A 24354-nucleotide genomic window follows, 5' to 3' on the forward strand; every position below is an offset into this window, starting at 1 on the left:
TGTAGGGTGGAGATGCACAACCGTCGGACCGTGTAGCACTAGGCTTATATTTAGACGCTTCATCTCGTCCACAGTCGCCGGTTGATTCCTCCTCCTGACCTTAGCTTTTGTTGAAGTGGTGCCTTTGTCACCACCGCTAACAAGCAGGACGCGTCCGTCGCGATGCCCGCCCAATTGGCAGGTATTGCTGGACACTGGAGTGGCCAACCACTCTTGACGCACCTGACACCGACCGTGAGAAGTCGTGTGTGCCGAACGCCGTTTCCGGCAGCCCGGAAACCGACGGTACAACATGAAAAGAATGCTGATTAACGCAACTCAACCCGAAGAGTTGCGTGTTGCACTGGTAGATGGCCAGCGCCTCTACGACCTGGACATCGAATCCGGTGCGCGCGAGCAAAAGAAGGCCAACATCTATAAAGGCCGTATTACTCGCATCGAACCCAGCCTTGAGGCTGCCTTTGTCGATTTCGGCTCCGAGCGCCACGGCTTCCTGCCCCTCAAAGAAATCTCCCGCGAATACTTCAAGAAAGCCCCCGAAGGCCGCGTGAACATCAAGGACGTCCTGAGCGAAGGCCAGGAAGTTATCGTTCAGGTCGAGAAAGAAGAACGTGGCAACAAGGGCGCCGCCCTGACCACCTTCATCTCCCTGGCCGGCCGTTACCTCGTGCTGATGCCGAACAACCCGCGTGCCGGCGGCATCTCCCGTCGCATCGAAGGCGAAGAACGCAACGAACTGCGTGAAGCGCTCAACGGCCTCATCGCTCCGGCCGACATGGGCCTGATCGTGCGCACTGCCGGCCTTGGCCGCAGCAGCGAAGAAATGCAGTGGGACCTCGACTATCTGCTGCAACTGTGGACCGCCATCAAAGAAGCTTCGCTGGATCGCTCCGCGCCGTTCCTGATCTACCAGGAAAGCAACGTGATCATCCGCGCCATCCGCGACTACCTGCGCCAGGACATCGGCGAAGTGCTGATCGACAGCGTTGAAGCCCAGGACGAAGCCCTGACCTTCATCCGCCAGGTAATGCCGCAGTACGCCAGCAAGATCAAGCTGTACGAAGACAGCGTGCCGCTGTTCAACCGTTTCCAGATCGAAAGCCAGATCGAGACCGCCTTCCAGCGTGTGGTCGAACTGCCTTCCGGCGGCTCCATCGTGATCGACCCGACCGAAGCCCTGGTGTCCATCGACATCAACTCGGCGCGCGCCACCAAAGGCAGCGACATCGAAGAAACCGCCCTGCAGACCAACCTGGAAGCGGCTGAAGAAATCGCCCGCCAACTGCGCCTGCGTGACATCGGCGGCCTGATCGTGATCGACTTCATCGACATGACCCCGGCCAAGAACCAGCGCGCCGTGGAAGAAAAAGTCCGCGAGTGCCTGGAAGCCGACCGCGCCCGCGTACAAGTGGGCCGCATCTCGCGCTTCGGCCTGCTGGAGATGTCCCGTCAGCGCCTGCGTCCATCCCTGGGCGAAAGCAGCGGCATCGTCTGCCCGCGCTGCAACGGCACCGGCATCATCCGTGACGTCGAATCGCTGTCCCTGGCGATCCTGCGCCTGATCGAAGAAGAAGCCCTGAAAGACCGCACCGCCGAAGTCCGCGCGCAAGTGCCGATCCCGGTGGCTGCTTTCCTGCTCAACGAAAAACGCAACTCGATCACCAAGATCGAACTGCGTACCCGTGCCCGCATCGTCATCCTGCCGAACGATCACCTCGAGACGCCGCACTTCGAAGTGCAACGCCTGCGTGATGACAGCCCGGAAGCCCACAGCGGCCAATCCAGCTACGAAATCGCCGCGGCCGCTGCCGAAGTGGAAGAAGTCCAGCCAGCCGCCGCGACCCGCACCCTGGTTCGCCAGGAAGCCGCCGTCAAGACCGCGCCGGCACGTGCCAATGCGCCGGTTCCGGTTGAAGCCGCCGCACCGGTTGCCGCACCGGCCGCCCTGCCTGAGCCTAGCCTGTTCAAGGGCCTGGTGAAGTCGCTGGTCAGCCTGTTCGCCACCAAGGAAGAGCCGGCTGCGCCGGTTGTGGCTGAAAAGCCTGCTGCCGAGCGCCCTGCGCGCAATGAAGAACGCCGTAACGGCCGCCAGCAGAGCCGTAACCGCAATGGTCGTCGCGACGAAGAGCGCAAGCCTCGCGAAGAACGTGCACCGCGTGAAGAGCGTGCCCCCCGCGAAGCCCGCGAGGACACCCCGACCGTAGCCCGTGAAGAGCGCGCACCACGCGAAGAGCGCGCCCCTCGCACCGCACGTGCACCGCGCGAAGATCGCAAGCCGCGCGGCGAGCGTGAAGAGCGTGTGCGTGAACTGCGCGAGCCACTGGACGCTTCGCCGGCCGTTGCGGCCGTCGCTGCCGCCAGCACCGAAGAACGCCCGGCTCGCCAGCCGCGTGAAGAACGCGCGCCACGTGAAGAGCGCCAACCGCGCCAGCCGCGTGAAGAGCGTCAGCCACGTGCCGAGCAAGCTCAAGACAGCAGCGAAGAAGAAGTGCTGACCGGCGAAGAGCAACTGCAGGAAGATGGCCAGGACAACGCCGAAGGCGATCGTCCACGCCGCCGCTCCCGTGGTCAGCGTCGTCGCAGCAACCGCCGTGAGCGTCAGCGTGATGCCAACGGCAATGTGATCGAAGGCTCGGAAGAGGCCGGCGAAAACGCTGAAGGCTCCAATAACGAAGCGACGGGCACCGAAGTAACAGGCAACGAACTGGCCGCCGGCCTGGCCGTTACCGCTGCCGTTGCCAGCTCGGTCATCAGTGCCCCGGCTGAAGCCCAGGCTCACGAGCAGGCTGAACGCGCCACCGCTGCTGTCGAAGAAACCCCTGCTGCAGAAGCGCCTGTCGCCGAAACCGCAGTGGTTGAAGCGCCAGTCGTCGAGGCGACTACCCCGATCGAAACCCCCGAGGTTCCGGAAGTGGAAGTTGCACTGGAGCGTGACGCCCAGCCGCAAACCGAAGTGGTTGCCGTAGAGCCTGCGCCAGTGGTCGAACCCCAGCCCGTGGTTGAAGCAGCTGTTGAGGCGCCGGCTGTCGAAACACCGGTTGTCGAAGAAGCCGCCCCGGCAATGCGTGAAGTTCGTGAAGTTCGTGAAGAACAGACCGCCTTCCAGTGGACTGCCGAACCGGCCGCTGCGGTTGAGGCACCTGCCCCTGTGGTGGAAGAAGCGCCAGCCGCGGTTGCCGAGGTCACCGTCGTCGAGCCTGCCCCGGTGGTTGAGCCGACTCCGGTCGTCGAGCCCGCGCCAGTAGTTGAAGCGCCGGTGGCAGCTGAAGTGGCGGCCCCTGTGGTTGAAGCCGCACCTGCCAGCGCCCTGACTGAAAACGGCCGTGCGCCGAACGACCCACGTGAAGTGCGTCGCCGCCGCAAGGAAGCCGAGGCAGCCGCCGCTGCCCAGGCTTCAAAGGCCCAGGAAGAAGAGCACGAGCCTAAACCTCTCGCCTGATTCCATCAGCCACTAAAAAGCCCCGCCTGAGTGATCAGGCGGGGCTTTTTTTGTCCAAGTGTCCCGTCCTGAATAAGGTTTACACCTTCTGACCTTTCTTCAGGAGGACTCAATGGATACGGGAAAAAGGCGCAGCCAACGCGATTACACGCTAGCTTTTAAATTGTCGGTCGTAGACCAAGTCGAAAAAGGCGAGTTGAGTTATAAAGAGGCTCAACGGCGCTTTGGCATTCAGGGCCGGTCCACGGTACTGGTTTGGCTACGCAAGCATGGCCGACAGGACTGGAGCCAAGGCGCCTCAATCCGAGCGCCGCGGAGCAGGCCGATGACCGACCCCAACCTCCCGCTGACACCCGAGCAGCGGATTAAAGAGCTTGAAGAACAGTTGGCGCTGAGCAATCAAAAGGCCCAGTTCTTTGAAGCTGTCGTGAACGTCTTGAAAAATGATTACGGTGTGTCCATCGTAAAAAAGCGACCCGGCAAGTCCTCTCGCAAGGGCAAATCCAAGACCTGAGCATTACCAGGGCTTGCCTGTTCATGGGAATTTCGCGCCAAGCGTATTACAAACGTAACCGAGCCGTTGATGCGAGAGCTCACCAAGACCAGCAAGTAGTGGACTTTGTTCTGGAAAAGCGGCGTCGCCAGCCGAGGTTAGGCACGCGCAAGCTGCATTATCTGATGAGCACTGAGGCTGAAGTGCAGGTAATTGTTGGTCGAGACCGTCTTTTTTCCATCTTGCGCGAAGCGCGAGAGCTGGTTCCTCGAAAGCGTGCTTATCATAAAACTACGCATAGCCATCATCGGTTCCGCCGCCATCCCAACCTGCTCAAAGCAGGCCCGGAACAAGTTGTCGCTGGCAGGCCCGAGCAGGTTTGGGTTGCAGATATTACCTATCTGCCCACGCGGGAAAGTGTTGTTTACGTCAGCCTGATAACAGACGCGTACTCACGCAAGATCGTGGGTCATCATGTGCATGACAGCTTGCATACGGAGTCGGTGGTCAAAGCATTGCAGAAAGCTGTTAGCCAGCGAAAATCCAAGCAATCGCTGATCCATCACTCGGATCGCGGGGCCCAATACTGCTCCGACCTGTACCAGCAAATGCACGCCAAGCATGGGATCAAGTGCTCAATGACGGACGGCTACGATTGCTATCAGAACGCGATGGCAGAGCGGGTAAACGGGATTTTGAAAACTGAGTTTTTGCTGCACCGGCCCAAAGATTTGGCGGATGCCGTAAAAATGGTGGATGAGTCGGTGCTGATCTACAACGGGGAGCGGCCGCACTTATCCCTGAAATACAAAACGCCCGATGCGGTGCATCAGGCGTTTTGAGACTGAAACAGGTGTAAACCTATTTCAGGACTAGACAAAGAGCCTTAACCAGCAGACGCTTATCAAATACCAAATAACGTGTTGATTTTTAAAGGTCGAAACTTCACGCAGCCACATCCCTGTGGCGAGCGGGCTTGCCCCGCGTTGGGGTGCGAAGCGCCCCCCATCAAGCAAAATGCGGTGTACCTGATACGGCTAAGCGTCTGGTTTTGGGGCTGCTGCGCAGCCCAACGCAGGACAAGCCTGCTCGCCACAGGGAATCTGCGCTTAACTGAACGGCATTAGGGCTTGCCCCGCGTTGGGGTGCGAAGCGCCCCCAATCGAGCAAAACGCGGTGTACCTGATACGGCTCAGCGCCTGGCTCTGGGGCTGCTGCGCAGCCCAACGCAGGACAAGCCTGCTCGCCACAGGGAATCTGCGCTTAACTGAACGGCATTAGGGCAAGCCCGCTCGCCACAGAGGTAATGGAGCCTCCCTCATTTTAGTCTGCGTTGAAACTCAGCCCTTGCGGCACATCCACATCCCAGAGTACGCCGGCATCATTCACTGGCACTTGCTTCACGGCAGCCTGAGCAAACAGAGGCTTTGCGCCGCGATCCCCCGTCAGCGCCATTAACGAAGGGCCAAATGCCCGACCGAAAGCAACCGGATGCCCACGCTGCCCGGCATGCACTGGCACATTGATGCTTTGCAGATCATCGATCACACGCTCGATAGTCGCGGGCAGGACAAACGGCATATCCCCCAGCACCACCAACCAACCGTCAGCAGACGCACTGGCCGCAATCGCCGCCGCGATGCTGTCGCCCATCCCCGCCGATTGCAGCAGCACGACCTCGCAGCCATATGCCCTGGCCAACCGAATGACGTCCGAACGTTCCGGCGACGTCACCAACAGCCGCGAGACGAGCTGCTCAGGCAAGTTCAGCAAAACATGCTCGATCACCGGCCGCGTTACGCCGTCCCGGCCGCTACATTGAGCCAGCAACTTATCCTCGCCCGTTTCGGCGCGAAAGCGACTGCCCTGCCCCGCCGCCAGCACAATCGCGGTCAGCGTCACTCAGCCACCGCCGCCAGCGGCTTTTTCTGCATCGGCGCCACGCCATTCTTGATCGCGACAATTTCCGCCATCAGCGACAGCGCAATTTCCGCCGGGGTGTGGCTGCCGATGTGCAAACCGATCGGCCCATGCAAACGTGCAATGGCCTCATTCGACAGGCCCAGTTCTGCGAGGTTTTCCCGGCGCTTCTGGCTGTTGACCCGCGAGCCCAGCGCGCCGATATAGAACGCGCTGGAATTCAACGCGGTCAGCAACGCCATGTCGTCCAACCGAGGGTCATGGGTCAGGCAGACGATGGCCGTGCGTTCGTCGGTCTGGATATTCAGCACCGCTTCGTCCGGCATGCCCGGCACAAAGCGACCGTGCTGCTCTTCCCAGCCGTAGACAAATTCCTCGCGCGGGTCGCAGATCAGCACTTCGAAATCCAGCAGCCGCGCCATTTCCGCCACGTACCGCGACAGTTGCCCGGCGCCGATCAGCAACAACCGCCAGCGCGGACCATAGATGGCCCGCAGACGCTGGTCGTCAACGCTCACCACATCGGTCTTGCTGGCATCGCTGAGGGTCACCTCTCCCGTGGCCAGGTTCAGCTCGCGGGCAACGATCTGGTGATCCTCACAGCGTGCCAGCAGTTGCGCGACCCACTCCCACTCCACCACCCGCTCCTCGGTCAGGCGCAGGGTGCCGCCGCACGGCAGGCCAAAGCGCGCCGCCTCGTCGCGGGTAACGCCATAGGTCACCATCTGCACCGGCGGGCCGTCAGCGGCCAGACGGCCATCCTGCAGGCGCGCGATCAGGTCATCCTCGATGCAGCCGCCGGAAACCGAGCCAATCACCACGCCATCGCCGCGCAGGGCCAGCATCGCCCCAGGCGGACGCGGCGCACTGCCCCAGGTCTGCACCACGCTGTACAGCACCACGCGATGCCCAGCCTGGCGCCACGCCAATACGCTACGCAGGACGTTCAGATCCACACTGTCCATCTACCCTCCTGTGAGCGTTTGTTGATGAGGTATCGATTGACTCTAAAGCAAAAAATTCCAAAAGGGCGTGCGTACAAACGCAAACGCCCCGAACAGGTCGGGGCGTTTGCGGGTTGCCTTGGCGTCAGTTCACGCCATCAGCGGTTTACTTGACCACCGGAGTCGGGCCTTCGGCCACGCCCAGGTCGTCGACTTCGCGGGTTTCCGAGATACCGGTGCCGCCGGAAGCCAACTCGCTTTGCAGCTTGTCGGTGTCCAGCTCCTTGACCCACTTGGCCACAACGATGGTGGCAACGGCGTTACCCACCAGGTTGGTCAGCGCACGGGCTTCAGACATGAAGCGGTCGATACCCAGGATCAGCGCCAAGCCGGCAACCGGCAGGTGGCCGACAGCCGACAGGGTCGCGGCCAGCACGATAAAGCCGCTACCGGTCACGCCTGCAGCGCCTTTGGAGGACAGCAGCAGCACCAGCAGCAGGGTGATCTGGTGGGTGATGTCCATGTGGGTGTCAGTCGCCTGGGCGATGAACACGGCAGCCATGGTCAGGTAGATGGATGTACCGTCGAGGTTGAACGAGTAGCCGGTCGGGATCACCAGACCCACCACGGATTTCTTCGCGCCCAGACGCTCCATCTTGATCAGCATGCGTGGCAGGGCCGACTCGGAAGAGGACGTACCCAGCACGATCAGCAGCTCTTCACGGATGTAGCGGATCAGCTTGATCACACTGAAACCGTGGGCGCGGCAGATACCGCCCAGCACCACCAGCACGAACAGCAGGCAGGTGATGTAGAAGCAGATCATCAACTGGCCCAGTTGCACCAGCGAACCCACACCGTAGGCACCGATGGTAAACGCCATGGCGCCCAGGGCACCGAGTGGCGCGAGCTTCATGATCATGTTGATGATGTTGAACATCACGTGGGCGAAGCGGTCGATGAAGTCCAGCACCGGCTTGCCGTAGGCACCCAGGCGATGCAGGGCAAAACCGAAGATCACCGAGAACATCAGCACTTGCAGGATATCGCCGTTGGCGAACGCGCCGACGATGGTGTTCGGGATCACATTGAGGATAAAGCCGACGATGCTCTGGTCTTTACCGGCGGTGACGTACGCTGCAACTTTGGAGGCATCCAGGGTCGCGACGTCGATGTGCATGCCGGCGCCCGGCTGCACGACGTTCACCACGATCAGGCCGATCAGCAGGGCGATGGTGGAAACGACTTCGAAGTACAGCAGCGCGTAGCCGCCGGTTTTTCCCACCGATTTCATGCTTTGCATGCCAGCGATGCCGCTGACAACGGTGCAGAAGATGATCGGGGCAATGACCATTTTGATCAGCTTGATAAAGCCGTCACCCAGTGGCTTGAGGGCCACGCCGGTCTCCGGGTAGAAGTGGCCGAGCAAAATACCGATAACGATTGCGACGATCACCTGGAAATACAGGGATTTGTAGAGTGGCTGACGAGTCGTCATTGCAAAGTTCCTCAATCGTCCCGTGTGGCAAATATCCGCCATTGCCCACGACACTTGAATTGCGAACCCTCCTGCACTGGAGGGATTTGTTGTTTGCGAGGCCTGTAGAAACACACCTGCGCTGTAATCTTGATCGCAAACGCCGTGCCACTTTACGGAAATTTCCGTCAGGCCTTTAGACGCCAGGGATAGCGATGGACGGGCATGGCCGGCCGGGTCAGACAATGTGGCGGATTTCCGCCGGACCGACCTCTATCGTCCTACAATGTGGCGGATATCCGCCTTGGTGAGATAAGTTTGCGGGATGTGGCGCCTGGACGCACGCTCTCGCAGGCAAGCCAGCGCCCACAGTTGCCTGGATTCACCAATCAAAGTGTGGGCGCTGGCTTGCCTGCAACAGGGCGAGTGTAGCCAATGAAGATCAAACAGCCGGGAAATGAATCTTGAACGCCGCGCCACCCAATGGCGAATCGCCCAGGGTCAAGCGTGCGCCGTAGCTTTCAATAATGTCCTTGACCACCGCCAGGCCAATCCCCTGCCCCGGGTGCTGACGGTCCAGCCGTTCGCCGCGCTGCAGAATCCGCGCGCGCTGGTCGGGAGGTACGCCGGGGCCGTCGTCCTCGATGCACAGCTCGGCGCCTTCGAGGTTTTCCAGCAGGCTGATACGCACCTCCCTCACACACAGGCGGTAGGCGTTTTCCAGCAGATTGCCGAGCAGTTCGAGCAAGGCACCCTTCTCGATCGGCACATAGCATTCATCCGGCAAGTCGAAGGACACAGCAACGCGCTTGTCGCGGTACACCTTGTCCAGCGTGTCGCACAGGCTTTGCAGCACCGGCTCAAGCCGCACCTGATGGCGCACCAGGCCGCTTTTGCGCAAGCTGGCGCGCTGCAACTGGTAGCCGATCTGCTGGCTCATACGCTCGATCTGCGATTGCAGCACCCAGGCCTGATCGCGGTCTGCCGGGCGCAGCGCCATGTCTTCGCTCACGCCCTGCAACACCGCCAGCGGGGTTTTCAGGCTGTGGGCCAGATCGTCGAGGGAATCGCGATAGCGTGCGCGTTGCTCGCGCTCACCGTGCAGCAGGCGGTTGAGAGAGCCGGTCAGGCGCAGCAATTCGCGCGGGTGTTGCTCGCTGAGGCTTTCGCGGGTGCCGCCCTCGATCTGGTCGAGTTCCTGACTCAACCGTCGCAGGGCTTGCAGGCCCCAGGTCAGGCCCAGCCACAGCAGGGTGAGCAGCACCAGCAACGCGGCGCCGAAGCCCAGGTAGAGATTTTCGCGCAGGCCTTCGAGGGTCAGCAGGTATTCGCGCACCGGTTGCAGGGCGACAATACTGAACGCGGCGCTCTTGCCGCCGAGCAGCTTGACCTCCACGTCGTACACGAAGAATTCCTGGCCGTTGGCCTCGCGAATCCGCGCAAACTCATTGCCGCGCCCGTCATAGCGCGGCTTGTAGTTGATGTTTTCTTCCTGGGTCGCCCGCGAGCGCCACACCAGATGGCCCTCACGGTCGTAGATATAGCCGAGCAGGCGGCTGTCGGTGAGGTTGAAGCGCTCGTCCGGCAACTGCGCTGGCATCAGCAGGCGGTTGTTTTCAACCCGCGCCGCCGAGATCAGGGTCGTCACGTCCGACGCCAGACGCTGCTCGATGGAATCCTGCAACGCCAGACTGAACGCGCCCTGCATGGCCGGCAGCAAACCCAGCATGAACAGCACGGCGAGGGTGGCGGCCGCCAGCATCAGGCGTACGCGAAGCGAGCGAATCAAAGGCAGCGCTCATTGAACAGGTAGCCCAGGCCACGCACGGTGTCGATCGGCTTGAACCCGGCCGGGCCTTCCAGCTTGCGGCGCAGACGCCCGACCAGCACTTCGATGACGTTCGGGTCGCGCTCGTCGTCGTCGGGGTAGAGCTGTTCCATCAAGCGGTCCTTGGCGACCACCTGCTGATGGTGGCGCATCAGGTACTCGAGGATCCGGTATTCGTAGGCGGTCAGCGCCAGCGGCTGCTCATCGAGCGAGGCTTGCTTGCGATTGAGGTCGAGCAGCAAGGGACCTGCGACGATGGTCGACTGGGTGAACCCGCTGGAGCGGCGCAGCAAGGCGTTCATGCGCGCTTCCAGCTCTTCAAACTGGAACGGCTTGACCACATAGTCGTCGGCGCCGGAGGCCAGGCCTTCGACCTTGTCCTGCCAATTGCCACGGGCAGTGAGGATCAGGATCGGGAACGTCTTGGCGTCGCTGCGCAGTTTACGGATCAGGTCCAGGCCGCCCATGCCGGGCAGGCCCAGGTCGATGATGGCCAGGTCGTGATTGAACTGCCCGGTCTGATACAGGGCTTCTTCGGCATTGGCCACGGCTTCGACCACGTGCCCGCTGTCGGTCAGGCGGGTCAACAGGTGATGACGCAGCAGCGCCTCATCTTCCACCACCAGCAATTTCATAAGGCTCTCCAAGGCAATTCAACTGTCCGACAGAGGGATATCATAGCGGCCCTGCAGGTCTTGCTGGCGTATTTTAATCCCGTTGCACTGGCCGCTGAGGCGGTAACCCGCCTGCACAGCCCAGAACCCCGACGGCTGGTCCCATGCAGACTACGCACGTGCCCCTGAACTCCCCCTGAACAAGCTCTGAACCTGGCCTGAACCACTGCGGGGTATCCACTGACGCGCCAACTCGGCAAAATACCGCGCATGACGCCCCTACCCACATGCTGCACCCCACTCGACAGCCACTGGCCCCTGCCCGCGCCCCTGCCCGGCACGGTGTTCTTCAGCACCCGCTTTGATCCGGCGCGGTTGGACAACGGCGATTTTCAGCGCTGCGCAGTGCCGCCGCCAGCGAGCATCCAGCGCTCGGTGGCCAAGCGCCAGGCGGAGTTCCTCGCCGGCCGCGTGTGTGCCCGCGCCGCCCTGCAATGCCTTGATCATTTGGACTACACCCCGGCGATTGGCGACGATCGCGCGCCGGTGTGGCCGGGGCATATCAGCGGCTCCATCACCCACAGCACCGGGCATGCGGCGGCGATTGTCGGCCACAAGGCGCAGTGGCGCGGGCTGGGGATGGATCTGGAGAACATGCTCACGCTGGAGCGGGCGCAGCGTCTGGCCGCAGAGATTCTGACGGCCGATGAGTTGCAGCGCCTGGCCCTGTTGCCGCAGGCACAGATTGCACAGGTGGTGACGCTGACGTTTTCGGTGAAAGAAAGCCTGTTCAAGGCCTTGTATCCGATTGTGCAAAAGCGCTTCTACTTTGAGCATGCCGAGGTGCTGGACTGGTCGGACACAGGTCACGTGCGGCTGCGGTTGCTGACGGACCTTTCCAGTGAGTGGTGCGATGGCAAGGAGCTGGAGGGGCAGTTTGTGGTGAATGACGGGCAATTGTTGAGTCTGGTGGCTGTCAGCGGCTGATACACCGCTATCGGGAGCAAGCCCCCTCCCACAGGGGAACGCATTCCAAACATGGAAGGGGGCTTGCTCCCGATAGCGGTCTCAGGGCTTACCTTGCACCCTCGGCCAGCTCAGGCTGAAACACGCCCCGCCCAGGTTATGGCTCTTGGCGATCAATGCCCGTCCGCCATGCCAGTAAATAATCCGCCGCACGATCGACAGGCCCAGGCCATGCCCACCGGAGGCACGGGTGCGGCTGTCGTCCAGACGCAGGAACGGCGTGAAGATGCGTTCCCAGGCGCTTTGCGGCACGCCCGGTCCGTCGTCCTCAACGTCGATACGGCACTGCGACGCGCCCACCTGATAGCTGATCAACACATGTGCCTGGGCGTGGCGCATGGCATTGCTTACCAGGTTTTGCAGGGCGCGGTGCAGGTAGCGCGGTTCGGCATCGACCCAGGCGTCATCCCCTTGCGCTGATGACAGGCAGTCACCTCGACTGACGGTGACTTCGCGACGCAGTGGCGATAACTCGCCGATGACCTGATCGAGCAGTGCATCGAGGTCGACCCGCTGAAAATTCAGCGCCGGTGCGCCCTGCTCCAGCCGGGCGTAGGTGAGCATTTCGTCGACCAGGCCATCAAGGTCCTGGATATCGCCGTCCATCCCGTCCAGGTATTTGCGTCGCGCTTCAGGCGTGGCCGCGTCGCCAAGCATTTCCAGGCCGAAACGCAGACGTGCCACCGGCGTGCGCAATTCGTGGGACACCGCACGCACCAGCTCGCGCTGAATCGCCAGCAATTGCTGCAGGTGCTCGGCCATGCCATTAAAGGCAGCGGCCAGGCGACCCACCGAATCGGCACCGCGTGCCGGCACACGCACTTGCAGATCACCCTCGGCGATCCGCGTGGCGGCAGCTTCCAGGCCTTTGAGGCGCCGCTCCAGCTGGCGCACCAGGAAATAAACGATCAAGCCGATCAGGGTCAGGCCTGCCAGCGCAATCAGCACCAGCCACTGCACCGGATACGGATTCATTTGATACAGCGGACCGATTTCCAGCACCCAGGGCGTGCCCGCCATGCCGGCAAACACGCGGATCGAGTCACCGCCCTTGCCCAGCGCCATCACCGTATCGCCTTCCGTCACGCGGCGGCGCTGGTCGTCGTCCATATCCGCCTGGTCGAGGGCCAACAGGTGCATATCAAAGCCAAAACCCTTGGCCTCTTTCAGAGCGGCCAGGCGCTGCGGCTGCTCGGCCACGGGGAAACGCACCAATTCGTCGGCCAGCAGGTAAATCGTCGCACGGGCCAGTTGCTCGCTGATCTGCTGCACGTCGCCCGTCAGTAGCAGTTGCTCCCGTTCGCTGACCAGGCGCAGCACCCGTGCGGCATGGGGCCCGGTCTGCTCCACCAGTACCTGGCCGCGCTGCAGGCGACTGCGCTGGCCGAGGTCCAACCGGGCGTCGGCCAGTGGGCGCAGTTGCAGGGGGATGCCCAGCAGACGTTCCCACATGGCCAAGGCCCGTTGACGCTCGATGGTGTTCATGGTTTGCAGGTTGTCGCCCATCAGCGCAAATGTGCCGTGGGCCAGGCGCTCGCGGTACTGGTCGCTGCGCACTTCGTTGAGCAGGTGCAGGGCCAGCACGCCGAGCAGCGCCACCAGGACCAGGGCGGCGCACATGCCGCCGTAGATGCGCAGGAAGATCGAGTTCACAGCGACGTATCCGCAGCGGCTTGGGCGACGAACAGATAGCCTTTGCTGCGGATGGTCTTGATCAGGCGCGGGTGGATCGGGTCGTCGCCGATCTTGGGGCGAATGCGTGAGATGCGCACATCGATGGAGCGGTCCTGGCCGTCATAGCCGATGCCGCGCAGAGCGATGAAGATTTCCTCGCGGGACAGAATGCGCCCGGCGTTCGCCACCAGCAGCCAGAGCAGGTCGAATTCGGCGCTGGTCAGTTCGATAGCGCCAGCGTGCAGCCAGGCTTCGCGCAGCGCACTGTCGACCACCAGCGGGCCGAACTGCAGGCGGCGCTGGTGAGGGGCGCTGGTCGGTTCTGCCGGTTCGCTGCGCCGCAACAATGCCTGGATGCGCGCCAATAAAAGGCGCGGGCGCACCGGCTTGCACACATAGTCGTCGGCGCCCAGGTCCAGGCCCTGTATCTGGTCCATGTCGTCAGTGCGCGCGGTGAGCATCAGGATCACGCCGTCATACCGCGCGCGCACCTTGCGGCAGATACTCAGGCCGTCCTCGCCGGGCAGCATCAGATCGAGGATCACCAGGTCCGGCTGCTCGGCAATGATGCGCGCCGCGGCCAGCGCACCGTTACTTTCCACCGACACCCGCAGGCCGTTGCTCTGCAGGTACTCACGGGTCAGCTCGGCCAATCGCTCGTCGTCCTCGACGATCAACAGGTGCCAGGGTGCTTGCTCCACGGGTGATCCTCGTTGTTATGAAATGCCCTCCGGCGGACACCACCCCCTTCCCACATTTGAATGTGCGCAGACCATAGCGTCTTTGTCATATTTGGGGGGCATAAGTGAGGCCGATTGTAGCCATGGGCCAGCCCTCTGACACAAGACAGGAAGTGCATTCGGTGATCGCCTTTTTTTATGGTAGGGTTCGCGCCCTTCGAAATTGCACGGCCTGCATTGCGAGCTGAATGTTCAACGACAAACGGTCAGATGCAGCAGTAATGCGGCCTACACCGGCACTGAACCTTTCTTACACATTTTACCCACGAGTTATCCACAGGTTACTGCGTTGCTAACCCCTCCAAAACGCATTATCTTGTAGCTCGGCGGCAAGGTAGACCCTACATGTGGGGTTTTCGCCCAATTTGCCCAACCACAGAAGCAGTCCCTGATTCAAGTTTTTTATGGCGTGTGCAGCGTAGAACCAACGATTTTTTTCAGTAGACCAAATCGCTTAAGCGGATGGCAGCTGTTCTCCATCCCGATATGGAAAACGGTACGGGTGTTGCAGGCAAAAGCCTGGCACTCGCAATCAAATATAGAACGTGGAGACCCCCCCCCCATGCAAACCGACACAACTCGCGAGAACCCGCAGGGCTCCGTGCCGCAGGCCGCTGATTCGAACCTGGATCTGTCCGCCACCGCACCTGGCCAACTGCGCGTGATCAAGCGTAATGGCACTGTCGTTCCTTACACCGATGACAAGATCACCGTCGCCATCACCAAAGCGTTTCTTGCAGTTGAAGGCGGCAATGCTGCCGCCTCGTCGCGCATCCACGACACCGTTGCCCGCCTGACCGAACAGGTCACCGCGACTTTCAAGCGTCGCATGCCGTCGGGCGGCACCATCCACATCGAAGAAATCCAGGACCAGGTTGAACTGGCCCTGATGCGTGCCGGCGAGCAGAAAGTCGCCCGCGACTACGTGATCTATCGCGATTCGCGCGCCAAGGAGCGTGCCGTGCGCGCCCCGGCCGAAGACGCCGCGGTACAGGCTCACCCGTCGATCCGCATCACCCTGGCCGACGGTTCGTTTGCACCACTGGACCTGGGCCGCCTGAACACCATCATCACCGAGGCCTGTGAGGGTCTGGAAGAAGTCGATGGTGAGCTGATCCAGCGCGAAACCCTGAAAAACCTGTACGACGGCGTGGCCCTGACCGACGTCAACACCGCCCTGGTGATGACCGCCCGTACCCTGGTTGAACGCGAGCCGAACTACTCGTTCGTGACCGCGCGCCTGCTGATGGACACCCTGCGTGCCGAAGGCCTGGGCTTCCTGGGCGTGGCCGACAGCGCCACTCACCACGAGATGGCCGACCTGTACGCCAAGGCCCTGCCGGCCTACATCGCCAAGGGTATCGAATACGAATTGCTGAACCCGATCCTGGCCACCTTCGACCTGGAAAAACTCGGCAAGGCGATCAACCACGAGCGTGACCAGCAGTTCACCTACCTGGGCCTGCAAACCCTGTACGACCGTTACTTCATCCACAAGGACGGTATCCGCTTCGAACTGCCACAGGTGTTCTTCATGCGCGTGGCCATGGGCCTGGCGATTGAAGAGAAGCATAAAGAAGACCGCGCCATCGAGTTCTACAACCTGTTGTCGTCCTTTGACTACATGTCGTCGACCCCGACGCTGTTCAACGCCGGTACCCTGCGTCCACAGCTGTCGAGCTGCTACCTGACCACCGTGCCGGATGACCTGTCGGGCATCTACCACGCGATCCATGACAACGCCATGCTGTCCAAATTCGCCGGCGGCCTGGGCAACGACTGGACTCCGGTGCGCGCACTGGGTTCGTACATCAAGGGCACCAACGGCAAGTCCCAGGGCGTGGTGCCGTTCCTGAAAGTCGTGAACGATACCGCCGTAGCGGTCAACCAGGGTGGCAAGCGCAAAGGCGCGGTGTGTGCCTACCTGGAAACCTGGCACATGGACATTGAAGAGTTCATCGAGCTGCGCAAGAACACCGGTGATGATCGCCGTCGTACCCACGACATGAACACCGCCAACTGGATCCCGGACCTGTTCATGAAGCGCGTCTTCGATGACGGCCAGTGGACCCTGTTCTCGCCGTCCGAAGTGCCGGACCTGCACGACCTGACCGGCAAGGCCTTCGAAGAGCGCTACGAGTACTACGAAGCCCTGTCCCAGTACCCAGGCAAGATCAAGCTGTTCAAGACCATCCAGGCCAAAGACCTGTGGCGCAAGATGCTGTCGATGCTGTTCGAAACCGGCCACCCATGGCTGACCTTCAAGGACCCGTGCAACCTGCGCAGCCCGCAGCAGCACGTGGGCGTGGTCCACAGCTCGAACCTGTGCACCGAGATCACCTTGAACACCAACAAGGACGAGATCGCCGTCTGCAACCTGGGCTCGATCAACCTGCCGAACCACATCGTCAACGGCAAGCTGGACACCGCCAAGCTGGAACGCACCGTCAACACCGCAGTGCGCATGCTCGATAACGTGATCGACATCAACTACTACTCGGTGCCACAGGCGCAGAACTCCAACTTCAAGCACCGTCCGGTCGGTCTGGGCATCATGGGCTTCCAGGACGCGCTGTACCTGCAGCACATTCCTTACGGTTCGGATGCTGCGGTCGAGTTCGCCGACAAGTCCATGGAAGCGGTCAGCTACTACGCGATCCAGGCTTCCTGCGACCTGGCCGACGAGCGCGGCGCCTACGAGACGTTCCAGGGTTCGCTGTGGTCCAAGGGCATCCTGCCGCTGGATTCGCAACAGATCCTGATCGAGCAACGTGGCCAGAAGTACATCGACGTTGACCTGAACGAATCCCTGGACTGGGCGCCGGTACGTGCCCGTGTGCAAAAAGGCATTCGTAACTCCAACATCATGGCCATCGCACCGACCGCAACCATCGCCAATATCACTGGCGTGTCGCAGTCGATCGAACCGACCTACCAGAACCTGTATGTGAAATCGAACCTGTCGGGCGAATTCACCGTGATCAACCCGTACCTGGTGCGCGACCTGAAAGCCCGCGGCCTGTGGGACTCGGTCATGATCAACGACCTGAAGTACTACGACGGTTCGGTGCAGCAGATCGAGCGCATCCCGCAGGAGCTCAAAGAGCTCTACGCGACCGCCTTCGAAGTGGACACCAAGTGGATCGTTGACGCCGCCAGCCGTCGTCAGAAGTGGATCGACCAGGCGCAGTCGCTGAACCTGTACATCGCCGGCGCTTCGGGCAAGAAGCTCGACGTGACCTACCGTATGGCCTGGTACCGTGGCCTGAAAACCACCTACTACCTCCGTGCCCTCGCTGCGACCAGCACCGAGAAGTCGACCATCAACACCGGCAAGCTGAACGCGGTTTCCAGCGGCAACCACGGTGATGATTCGGTGCTGGCTGCTCCAGCCGGTCCGGCGCCAGTGCCAAAGGCTTGCGCCATTGATGAGCCGGATTGCGAAGCTTGCCAATAAGCTGAGCGCGTCACTCGAAGCCCGTCAACCGAAAGGTTGACGGGCTTTTTTCATGCCTCGCCCACTCTACACAAAGGCGTACGCTTCACCGCGCTGCTCCTGTTGTGGGCGCCCACCTCGTCCCCCCCATAACTCCACCTGCCCGCCAATGACCGCCATCGAATGGCCGCCGTAGTTCACGACGCCCAACGAGCCACTGGCGAGCTCATCACGCGACGATTGCCGGTAAAGCCCCTTGAGCCCCAAACGATCCAGGCCTTCGCTGGCATGTTCACCGTCGTTCAGGCTTACCAGGGCATCCAGGTAGCTTCTGCGGGCATTGTGATCATTGCCCTCGCCAAAGCCATTGTTGCCTTCCATCTGCGCCCGTTTGGCACTCGCGGCATACAGAAAGTTGGCGTCGGTCATCATCGCCGGGTCATCGCCCAGGAAGCGGGCCTGCTGGGCGGCCTGCTGCAATTCGCCCTTGCTCAAGTGGAGCTGGAAACCATCTCGCATCTGAACATCCCAACCATCACCAGCCGCTTTCACGTCGCGGAAAATATCGGTGGGCTTCTGACCGAACTTCATCATCGCGCTTTTTATGGCTGAAACCGTTACGCAGTTCCCATCCGGCCCTTGCCTGAACCCGGACCAGATATTGCCAGGCTCTCTGCCCATCCCAGGCTTTTTACCCGGATTGCTTTTGTCGGGTGTGTAATGGGTAAAACGCGCCCCTTGGGTGAAGGGCTTGTTGCTCATGGATTCTACGGAACCGAAATTTTCAGGCCTGACGCGCGGGCCCGAGCCGCCGCCTCCCGGCAACGGCAGTGAAGGCAAGGCCGCATCGTCCTCAGGAAACCATCCGCTCAGTAACTGCTTGAGAAATTGAAGAAACTTGCGATCCGCGTCCTCAATCAATTTTTTGAGGAGGTTCTTGAACGGCTCATCGCCTATCTTCTCGCGCAACGCATTGAGCTTGTCGCGCGTCTCCCTGACCGTCTGGCTTTTGCCGTCCTGCTGTGCATCGAAGAGTTCATTCAGCAACTGCTTGAGCGCCGCCACCTCGGCCACCGGCACCACCGCAGGCGTCTCGCCACGCGCTCCCCCCGGGGTAACGCCCGCACGTGCGCCAGCAAACCCTGATACCCCTGAATTCCACATAACCCGCCCCTTTGATTGGTTAGCCTCGTGGGCCCTGGCCCATCAGTGGCAAAGCGGGCATGGCGCGTTCCTCCCGCCGGCATTTCAAGGCATAACCTGATAGTCCGCTGGCGTTTTTCCTACGTGTCTAGTCCTGAAATAGGTTTACACCTGTTTCAGTCTCAAAACGCCTGATGCACCGCATCGGGCGTTTTGTATTTCAGGGATAAGTGCGGCCGCTCCCCGTTGTAGATCAGCACCGACTCATCCACCATTTTTACGGCATCCGCCAAATCTTTGGGCCGGTGCAGCAAAAACTCAGTTTTCAAAATCCCGTTTACCCGCTCTGCCATCGCGTTCTGATAGCAATCGTAGCCATCCGTCATTGAGCACTTGATCCCATGCTTGGCGTGCATTTGCTGGTACAGGTCGGAGCAGTATTGGGCCCCGCGATCCGAGTGATGGATCAGCGATTGCTTGGATTTTCGCTGGCTAACAGCTTTCTGCAATGCTTTGACCACCGACTCCGTATGCAGGCTGTCATGTACATGATGACCCACGATCTTGCGTGAGTACGCGTCTGTTATCAGGCTGACGTAAACGACACTTTCCCGCGTGGGCAGATAGGTAATATCTGCAACCCAAACCTGCTCGGGCCTGCCAGCGACAACTTGTTCCGGGCCTGCTTTGAGCAGGTTGGGATGGCGGCGGAACCGATGATGGCTATGCGTAGTTTTATGATAAGCACGCTTTCGAGGAACCAGCTCTCGCGCTTCGCGCAAGATGGAAAAAAGACGGTCTCGACCAACAATTACCTGCACTTCAGCCTCAGTGCTCATCAGATAATGCAGCTTGCGCGTGCCTAACCTCGGCTGGCGACGCCGCTTTTCCAGAACAAAGTCCACTACTTGCTGGTCTTGGTGAGCTCTCGCATCAACGGCTCGGTTACGTTTGTAATACGCTTGGCGCGAAATTCCCATGAACAGGCAAGCCCTGGTAATGCTCAGGTCTTGGATTTGCCCTTGCGAGAGGACTTGCCGGGTCGCTTTTTTACGATGGACACACCGTAATCATTTTTCAAGACGTTCACGACAGCTTCAAAGAACTGGGCCTTTTGATTGCTCAGCGCCAACTGTTCTTCAAGCTCTTTAATCCGCTGCTCGGGTGTCAGCGGGAGGTTGGGGTCGGTCATCGGCCTGCTCCGCGGCGCTCGGATTGAGGCGCCTTGGCTCCAGTCCTGTCGGCCATGCTTGCGTAGCCAAACCAGTACCGTGGACCGGCCCTGAATGCCAAAGCGCCGTTGAGCCTCTTTATAACTCAACTCGCCTTTTTCGACTTGGTCTACGACCGACAATTTAAAAGCTAGCGTGTAATCGCGTTGGCTGCGCCTTTTTCCCGTATCCATTGAGTCCTCCTGAAGAAAGGTCAGAAGGTGTAAACCTTATTCAGGACGGGACAACGCCCAGAAAAAAGCCCCTCAAAAAGAGGGGCTTTCTGTGGAGCGCTACCCCATCAGGTCATCTGGATGATGGTCTGCATGATGGTGCTCTGGGTGGAGATGGTCTTGGCGTTCGCCTGGTAGTTGCTCTGGGCCTTGATCAGGTCCACCAGCTCGTTGGTCAGGTTGACGTTGGAGTTCTCCAGGGAGTTGGACACGATTGAACCCAGGGTGCCCGATTGCGGGGTGTCGTAGCCCGGCTGGCCCGAGGCGAAGGTTTCTCTCCAGGTGGTGCTGCCCGCCGGCTGCAAACCTTGTTCGTTGTTGAAGCTGGCCAGGGAGAGCTGGCCGATGGCCTTGCTCTGCTGGTTGCTGAAGGTCGCGAACAGCACACCGTTGCCGTCGATCTTCAGACCCGTGATCTGGCCGGTCGCGTAACCGTCGGTGACCGGCGGGTTGCGGTAGCTGGCCGAGTTGTACTGCGTGATCGTGGCCATGTTGACGGCCACACCCGCGGCGTTGGCAGCAGCGCCGTTAGCCTTCCACACGCCGTCGGTCACAGTGCCCGGCACCCAGTTGGAAATGGTCAACGTGGTGTTGGACGCCGTGCTCGGCGGGGTCACGATACCGGTGAGCTTGCCGGCGGTATCAAACGACAACGTCGAGGCCACCGGTGCGACAGCGCCGGTGCCCGTCGGCGCGCTGCCATCAGGGTTGCGCCCGTCGATCAAGGTGTAGGACTTCCACTGGTTGGAATCCGACTTGACCATGTATTGCACCATGGCGTGGGAATTGCCCTGGGTGTCATACAAGGTGGTGCTGTATTGGGTGGTGAAGGTGCTGGTGTCGCTCGGGTTGAACGGCTTGGCCACCTGGTCGATCACAACCTCCGAGGAGTTCAGGTTACTGGCCGAATCGACTTTGCTGGAGGCTTTGGGCGGCAGGTTCGACAGGTTCAGTTGCAGGTCGGTCAGGCCGCCCTTGATGATCTTGCCGTTGTCATCCGCGGCATAACCTTGCAGGCGCGAGGTGCCGGTGTTGTTGGTGATGTAGCCGTCCTTGTCGGCACGGAAGGCGCCACTGCGGGTGTATTGCAAGGCACCGTCGCTGCCCTTCTGGATGAAGAAGCCGCCGCCCTGGATCGCCATGTCCAGGATGCCACCGCTGCCGTTCACGTCACCCTGGGTGAACTGCTGGGATACCGCCGCCAGGTTCACGCCGTTGCCGATGCTGTTCTGGCCGGTGCCCAGCTTGGACGCCGCGTAGATGTCGGCGAACTCCGCACGGGACGACTTGAAGCCCGTGGTCGCAACGTTGGCGATGTTGTTGCCGGTCACGTCCAGTTGTTTGTTGGCCGCATAGAGGCCGCTAAGGCCGATGTTAAAAGACATGTATTTCTCCTTGCACCGTAGTTAGCGGGCTCTATAAACCGATGGTCTGGATTTGCGACTGCTTGATACTGCTTCCGCCTGCCAGGTTGAGCAGCATTTCGCCGCCGGTCTGGCTCAGGGTCACGCTGGTCACCGTTGCCGGCAGCGAGGTGGCCAGGGCGACGGAATCGCCCGCGTCATTCTTGGTGGTGGCCGTGAACGTGTAAGTCCCCGCAGCCGCAACCTCACCCTTGTCGTTCTTGCCGTCCCAGATAAAGCTCTGGGAACCGGCGCTTTGAGCGCCCATGTCGAGGGTGCGCACGGTGTTGCCGTCCTTGTCGGTGATCTTGACCGCGACATTGCCCACCGACGCCAGCACATTCACGGAGCCGGTCATGCTCTTGCTGGTATCGACCAGCGTCTTGTCGGTCTGGGTGATCACCGAACGGCCCACCAGCGAAGACGCTTGCAGCGCCTGCGACGAGGTGACGTTGGTGGAAATCGCCTTGACCGAGTCGTTCAGGTTGTTGATGCCTTCAAGGCTGCTGAACTGTGCCAGTTGGGCCACAAACGCACCGTTGTCCTGCGGCGACAAGGGGTCCTGGTTTTTCAACTGGGTTACCAGCAGTTTCAGGAAAGCATCCTTGCCCATTGCCTGGCTGCCCGTCGCGCCTGCGGCGGCGTCAGTGAGGCTGGTGTTGTCCTGAGCGGTCTTGACCTTGGAATTGAAAAGGTCCTGGACTGCCGAGTTGTTTGACGTATCAACGATGGCCATTAGTTGGCGCCCCTTATCACTGACCCAGGGTCAGGACCTTCTGCATCATGGTTTTGGCGGTGTTCATCATTTCCGCGTTGGTCTGGAACGAGCGACTGGCCGAGATCATGTCCGCCATTTCCTCGACCACGTTGACGTTGGGGTAGTAGACATAACCCTTTTCGTTCGCCGCAGGATGGTTGGGCTCGTAACGCGCCTCGAGGTTGCTCTGGTCCTCGACCACACCCAGCACTTGCACGCCGGAGCCTGCATTGCCCTGATCCTGGAACAACGAATCGCTGCCGCCGCTCTGCCCACCCTGGAACATGGTGGCGAACACCGGGTGGCGAGCGCGGTAGGTCTGGTCAATGCTCGAAGACACGGTCTCGGCGTTGGCGATGTTACTGGCCACGGTGTTGAGGCGCGTGGTCTGGGCGCTCATGCCGCTACCGGCAATATTGAAAACACTGGACAGGGACATGGCTTACTCTCCACGCAGGGCTGACATCAGCCCTTTGAATTTGCTGTTGAGCAGGGTGAAGCTGGCCTGGAAGTTCACCGAGTTCTCGGCGTAGTTCGACTGTTCCAACTGAGCATCGACGGTGTTCTGGTCGATCGACGGCTGCATCGGCGTGCGATACAGCAACGACTCATCACCACTGCTCAGGCCTTGCGCTTCAATATGACGGCTGTTGGTCATGTTCAAGGCGAAGGTGCCGTTCTGGGTCTTGTCCTGCTGTGCGGCGAGCACGGCGGAGAAGTCCAGGTCCCGAGCCTTGTAGTTCGGGGTATCGGCGTTGGCAATGTTGTTGGCCAGGACTTCGGCACGCTTTGCGCGAAAGCCCAGGGCTTGTTCGTGAATACCGAGCGCTTTATCGAAGCTGATGCTCATGGCGGAAACCTTTAGGCTGACCTGCTGTTCGTAACAAGGTCATAGCAAGGCGCATGCCAATGTGCGCAAGGCCCGTAATTCAAGGGTTTGCGGGGACAGGTCCGGCGGCAATGCCAGAAAAGCGGCAACCGGCTTCCGCGTGGCGCCAGTAAAGCGGCAACGGCGCTTGCCGCTTTACGCAGGGACGGCCACCCGTCAATACCCTCACTGAGTGGGCAGGAAGACACCACCGTTGGTCTTGACTGTCATTTCTGACAGTTGCGGTATCTGTCGCCTGGAGGCCTTATTCGGCGACCCCCTTAATGTGTGCCGCAGAGGTTTGAAATGTTGATTATCCCGCTGCCAAGATTCAACGAGCAAAACTCAGCACCCACCCCTGCGGAGCTGAACACCCAACTTATTACCGGTCATTCCGCTGGACTGACTGCCGATTTCCCGGTTGAAAAGGACGACAGGGTCTTTCTGACCCTGAGCAGTACTGTGCGTGGTGGCGAGTTCAACCAGAGCTTTCAGATTGCCCAAAGCGCGCCCAAACTCGAATTTCTGATCCCTAAAAGTTTTGTAGAAGTCAGCGCAGGCACCCTCGTGCATCTGCTGCTGTCCATCAACCGCGCAAGGCTGCTCTCGGCTGCGCCAACCGCGCGAGTATTTATCAATCCCCTGCCCATCATCGTGCCGCCTCCTGCCACCGTATGGGATTTCAGCGATAACACGCTTCAAGGCTGGGTACCCCAGGGGCCCTACGTGGGCGGATTACTGCACGTTATTAACAGCAGCGTGGTGGTGGACCTGCTCATCAGCCAGCCGGTCAGCGCTCACATCATCACGCGTGCAGTACCGGTGACTGCGGGGCGCACTTACGATTTCAGCTTCGAGGTCATTGGCGGCTCTGCTGTCAGCGATGGCTCGGCCTTGTGCATGACGATGAACGGCAGCCGGATTGGCACTGACGTAAAAAACATTACCCAGGCCCAACCACAGACCGGAACCGGGTCATTCACCGCCACCGCGACGACCAGCGTGCGGCTGGGCATTTTCAACCAGACGGTGCCCAGGGGGGCTCATCGCCTGTCCCTGAGCAATATCCGCATGACGCTCAGGCCCTGAGTACGGTTGGCTGAAGGGTCTCGTTTGCTGCGCGCATAAAAAACGGGAGGCCTTTGCAG

At 60.6% G+C, this 24354-nt stretch carries 18 protein-coding genes; 5 read left to right on the forward strand and 13 right to left on the reverse strand.

Annotation, left to right across the window (positions count from 1 at the left end; translation table 11 throughout):
- Nucleotides 1-292: 292 nt before the first annotated feature.
- Nucleotides 293-3439, forward strand: coding sequence for a ribonuclease E (gene rne / locus RHM60_RS09620; RefSeq protein ID WP_322214288.1), 3147 nt, complete (start codon nt 293-295; stop codon nt 3437-3439).
- Between the two features lie 112 nt (nt 3440-3551).
- Nucleotides 3552-4774 (forward strand): IS3 family transposase gene (locus RHM60_RS09625; protein WP_322212102.1). Its coding sequence is split into 2 segments (ribosomal slippage): nt 3552-3903 and nt 3903-4774, totalling 1224 coding nucleotides; the frame shifts between segments, so codons are not numbered across the junction.
- A 481-nt stretch (nt 4775-5255) separates the two neighbouring features.
- Here RHM60_RS09625 and RHM60_RS09630 read toward each other — a convergent pair.
- The 5 genes from RHM60_RS09630 to RHM60_RS09650 all read right to left on the reverse strand — a co-directional run bounded on the left by RHM60_RS09630 (nt 5256) and on the right by RHM60_RS09650 (nt 10736).
- On the reverse strand, nt 5256-5834 hold the full coding sequence (locus RHM60_RS09630) for a nucleotidyltransferase family protein (RefSeq protein ID WP_322214290.1): 579 nt from the start codon (nt 5832-5834) through the stop codon (nt 5256-5258).
- Nucleotides 5831-6817, reverse strand: a complete 987-nt coding sequence (locus RHM60_RS09635; protein ID WP_209983963.1) for an XdhC family protein — start codon at nt 6815-6817, stop codon at nt 5831-5833. The genes RHM60_RS09630 and RHM60_RS09635 overlap by 4 nt, the downstream gene beginning before the upstream one ends.
- Nucleotides 6818-6962: 145 nt before the next feature.
- Nucleotides 6963-8294, reverse strand: a complete 1332-nt coding sequence (locus RHM60_RS09640) for a dicarboxylate/amino acid:cation symporter (RefSeq protein ID WP_209983965.1) — start codon at nt 8292-8294, stop codon at nt 6963-6965.
- A 421-nt stretch (nt 8295-8715) separates the two neighbouring features.
- Nucleotides 8716-10062, reverse strand: coding sequence for an ATP-binding protein (locus RHM60_RS09645; protein ID WP_209983967.1), 1347 nt, complete (start codon nt 10060-10062; stop codon nt 8716-8718).
- Nucleotides 10059-10736: a response regulator gene (locus tag RHM60_RS09650; RefSeq protein ID WP_003233491.1), complete on the reverse strand. Its 678-nt coding sequence runs from the start codon at nt 10734-10736 to the stop codon at nt 10059-10061. The genes RHM60_RS09645 and RHM60_RS09650 overlap by 4 nt, the downstream gene beginning before the upstream one ends.
- A 249-nt stretch (nt 10737-10985) precedes the next feature.
- Here RHM60_RS09650 and RHM60_RS09655 point away from each other — a divergent pair, with 249 nt between their 5' ends.
- A complete protein-coding gene (locus RHM60_RS09655; protein ID WP_322214291.1) occupies nt 10986-11702 on the forward strand; it encodes a 4'-phosphopantetheinyl transferase family protein in 717 nt (238 codons plus the stop codon).
- 81 nt (nt 11703-11783) lie between these two features.
- Here RHM60_RS09655 and RHM60_RS09660 read toward each other — a convergent pair whose 3' ends face one another.
- The gene (locus tag RHM60_RS09660) at nt 11784-13394 is read right to left on the reverse strand and encodes an ATP-binding protein (protein ID WP_322214292.1); all 1611 of its coding nucleotides are present in this window, start codon (nt 13392-13394) and stop codon (nt 11784-11786) included.
- Complete coding sequence (locus tag RHM60_RS09665) at nt 13391-14116, reverse strand: response regulator (protein WP_231423783.1); 726 nt, start codon at nt 14114-14116, stop codon at nt 13391-13393. The genes RHM60_RS09660 and RHM60_RS09665 overlap by 4 nt, the downstream gene beginning before the upstream one ends.
- A gap of 601 nt (nt 14117-14717) precedes the next feature.
- Between RHM60_RS09665 and RHM60_RS09670 the strand changes: the two genes are divergently transcribed.
- A complete protein-coding gene (locus RHM60_RS09670; protein WP_209983977.1) occupies nt 14718-17612 on the forward strand; it encodes a ribonucleoside-diphosphate reductase subunit alpha in 2895 nt (964 codons plus the stop codon).
- Nucleotides 17613-17678: 66 nt separating this feature from the next.
- On the opposite strand, the gene RHM60_RS09675 is transcribed toward RHM60_RS09670, so the two are convergent.
- From RHM60_RS09675 to flgB, 6 genes are all read right to left on the reverse strand, one after another.
- Nucleotides 17679-18755, reverse strand: coding sequence for a hypothetical protein (locus tag RHM60_RS09675; RefSeq protein WP_322214293.1), 1077 nt, complete (start codon nt 18753-18755; stop codon nt 17679-17681).
- A 161-nt stretch (nt 18756-18916) separates the two neighbouring features.
- Nucleotides 18917-20139, reverse strand: a protein-coding gene (locus tag RHM60_RS09680) for an IS3 family transposase (RefSeq protein ID WP_322212102.1) whose coding sequence is annotated in 2 segments (ribosomal slippage) — nt 18917-19788 and nt 19788-20139 — 1224 coding nt in all. Because the reading frame shifts where the segments join, the coding sequence is not laid out codon by codon here.
- A 107-nt stretch (nt 20140-20246) separates the two neighbouring features.
- Nucleotides 20247-21563 (reverse strand): flagellar hook protein FlgE, encoded by a 1317-nt coding sequence (gene flgE, locus RHM60_RS09685; protein ID WP_231422926.1) that lies wholly within the window; start codon nt 21561-21563, stop codon nt 20247-20249.
- Nucleotides 21564-21594: 31 nt separating this feature from the next.
- Nucleotides 21595-22317 (reverse strand): flagellar hook assembly protein FlgD, encoded by a 723-nt coding sequence (locus RHM60_RS09690; protein WP_209983982.1) that lies wholly within the window; start codon nt 22315-22317, stop codon nt 21595-21597.
- A gap of 16 nt (nt 22318-22333) precedes the next feature.
- A complete protein-coding gene (gene flgC, locus RHM60_RS09695) occupies nt 22334-22777 on the reverse strand; it encodes a flagellar basal body rod protein FlgC (protein WP_003233500.1) in 444 nt (147 codons plus the stop codon).
- 3 nt (nt 22778-22780) lie between these two features.
- Nucleotides 22781-23188, reverse strand: a complete 408-nt coding sequence (gene flgB / locus RHM60_RS09700; RefSeq protein WP_003233501.1) for a flagellar basal body rod protein FlgB — start codon at nt 23186-23188, stop codon at nt 22781-22783.
- Nucleotides 23189-23512: 324 nt separating this feature from the next.
- On the opposite strand from flgB, the gene RHM60_RS09705 reads away from it, so the two are divergent.
- Nucleotides 23513-24295 carry a hypothetical protein gene (locus RHM60_RS09705; protein WP_322214294.1) on the forward strand — a complete coding sequence of 261 codons (783 nt, stop codon included), beginning with the start codon at nt 23513-23515 and terminating at the stop codon, nt 24293-24295.
- Nucleotides 24296-24354: the final 59 nt, after the last annotated feature.

It is taken from the genome of Pseudomonas sp. MH9.3 (assembly GCF_034354675.1).
Taxonomy (GTDB): domain Bacteria; phylum Pseudomonadota; class Gammaproteobacteria; order Pseudomonadales; family Pseudomonadaceae; genus Aquipseudomonas.

What these genes read in the sequence shown, in the direction of transcription:
- RHM60_RS09705 (WP_322214294.1), top strand. Translation starts at nt 23,513, where the DNA reads ATGTTGATTATCCCGCTGCCAAGATTCAACGAGCAAAACTCAGCACCC.
- flgB (WP_003233501.1), bottom strand. Translation starts at nt 23,188, where the DNA reads ATGAGCATCAGCTTCGATAAAGCGCTCGGTATTCACGAACAAGCCCTG.
- RHM60_RS09640 (WP_209983965.1), bottom strand. Translation starts at nt 8,294, where the DNA reads ATGACGACTCGTCAGCCACTCTACAAATCCCTGTATTTCCAGGTGATC.
- rne (WP_322214288.1), top strand. Translation starts at nt 293, where the DNA reads ATGAAAAGAATGCTGATTAACGCAACTCAACCCGAAGAGTTGCGTGTT.
- flgE (WP_231422926.1), bottom strand. Translation starts at nt 21,563, where the DNA reads ATGTCTTTTAACATCGGCCTTAGCGGCCTCTATGCGGCCAACAAACAA.
- RHM60_RS09635 (WP_209983963.1), bottom strand. Translation starts at nt 6,817, where the DNA reads ATGGACAGTGTGGATCTGAACGTCCTGCGTAGCGTATTGGCGTGGCGC.
- flgC (WP_003233500.1), bottom strand. Translation starts at nt 22,777, where the DNA reads ATGTCCCTGTCCAGTGTTTTCAATATTGCCGGTAGCGGCATGAGCGCC.
- RHM60_RS09690 (WP_209983982.1), bottom strand. Translation starts at nt 22,317, where the DNA reads ATGGCCATCGTTGATACGTCAAACAACTCGGCAGTCCAGGACCTTTTC.
- RHM60_RS09650 (WP_003233491.1), bottom strand. Translation starts at nt 10,736, where the DNA reads ATGAAATTGCTGGTGGTGGAAGATGAGGCGCTGCTGCGTCATCACCTG.
- RHM60_RS09670 (WP_209983977.1), top strand. Translation starts at nt 14,718, where the DNA reads ATGCAAACCGACACAACTCGCGAGAACCCGCAGGGCTCCGTGCCGCAG.
- RHM60_RS09675 (WP_322214293.1), bottom strand. Translation starts at nt 18,755, where the DNA reads ATGTGGAATTCAGGGGTATCAGGGTTTGCTGGCGCACGTGCGGGCGTT.
- RHM60_RS09655 (WP_322214291.1), top strand. Translation starts at nt 10,986, where the DNA reads ATGACGCCCCTACCCACATGCTGCACCCCACTCGACAGCCACTGGCCC.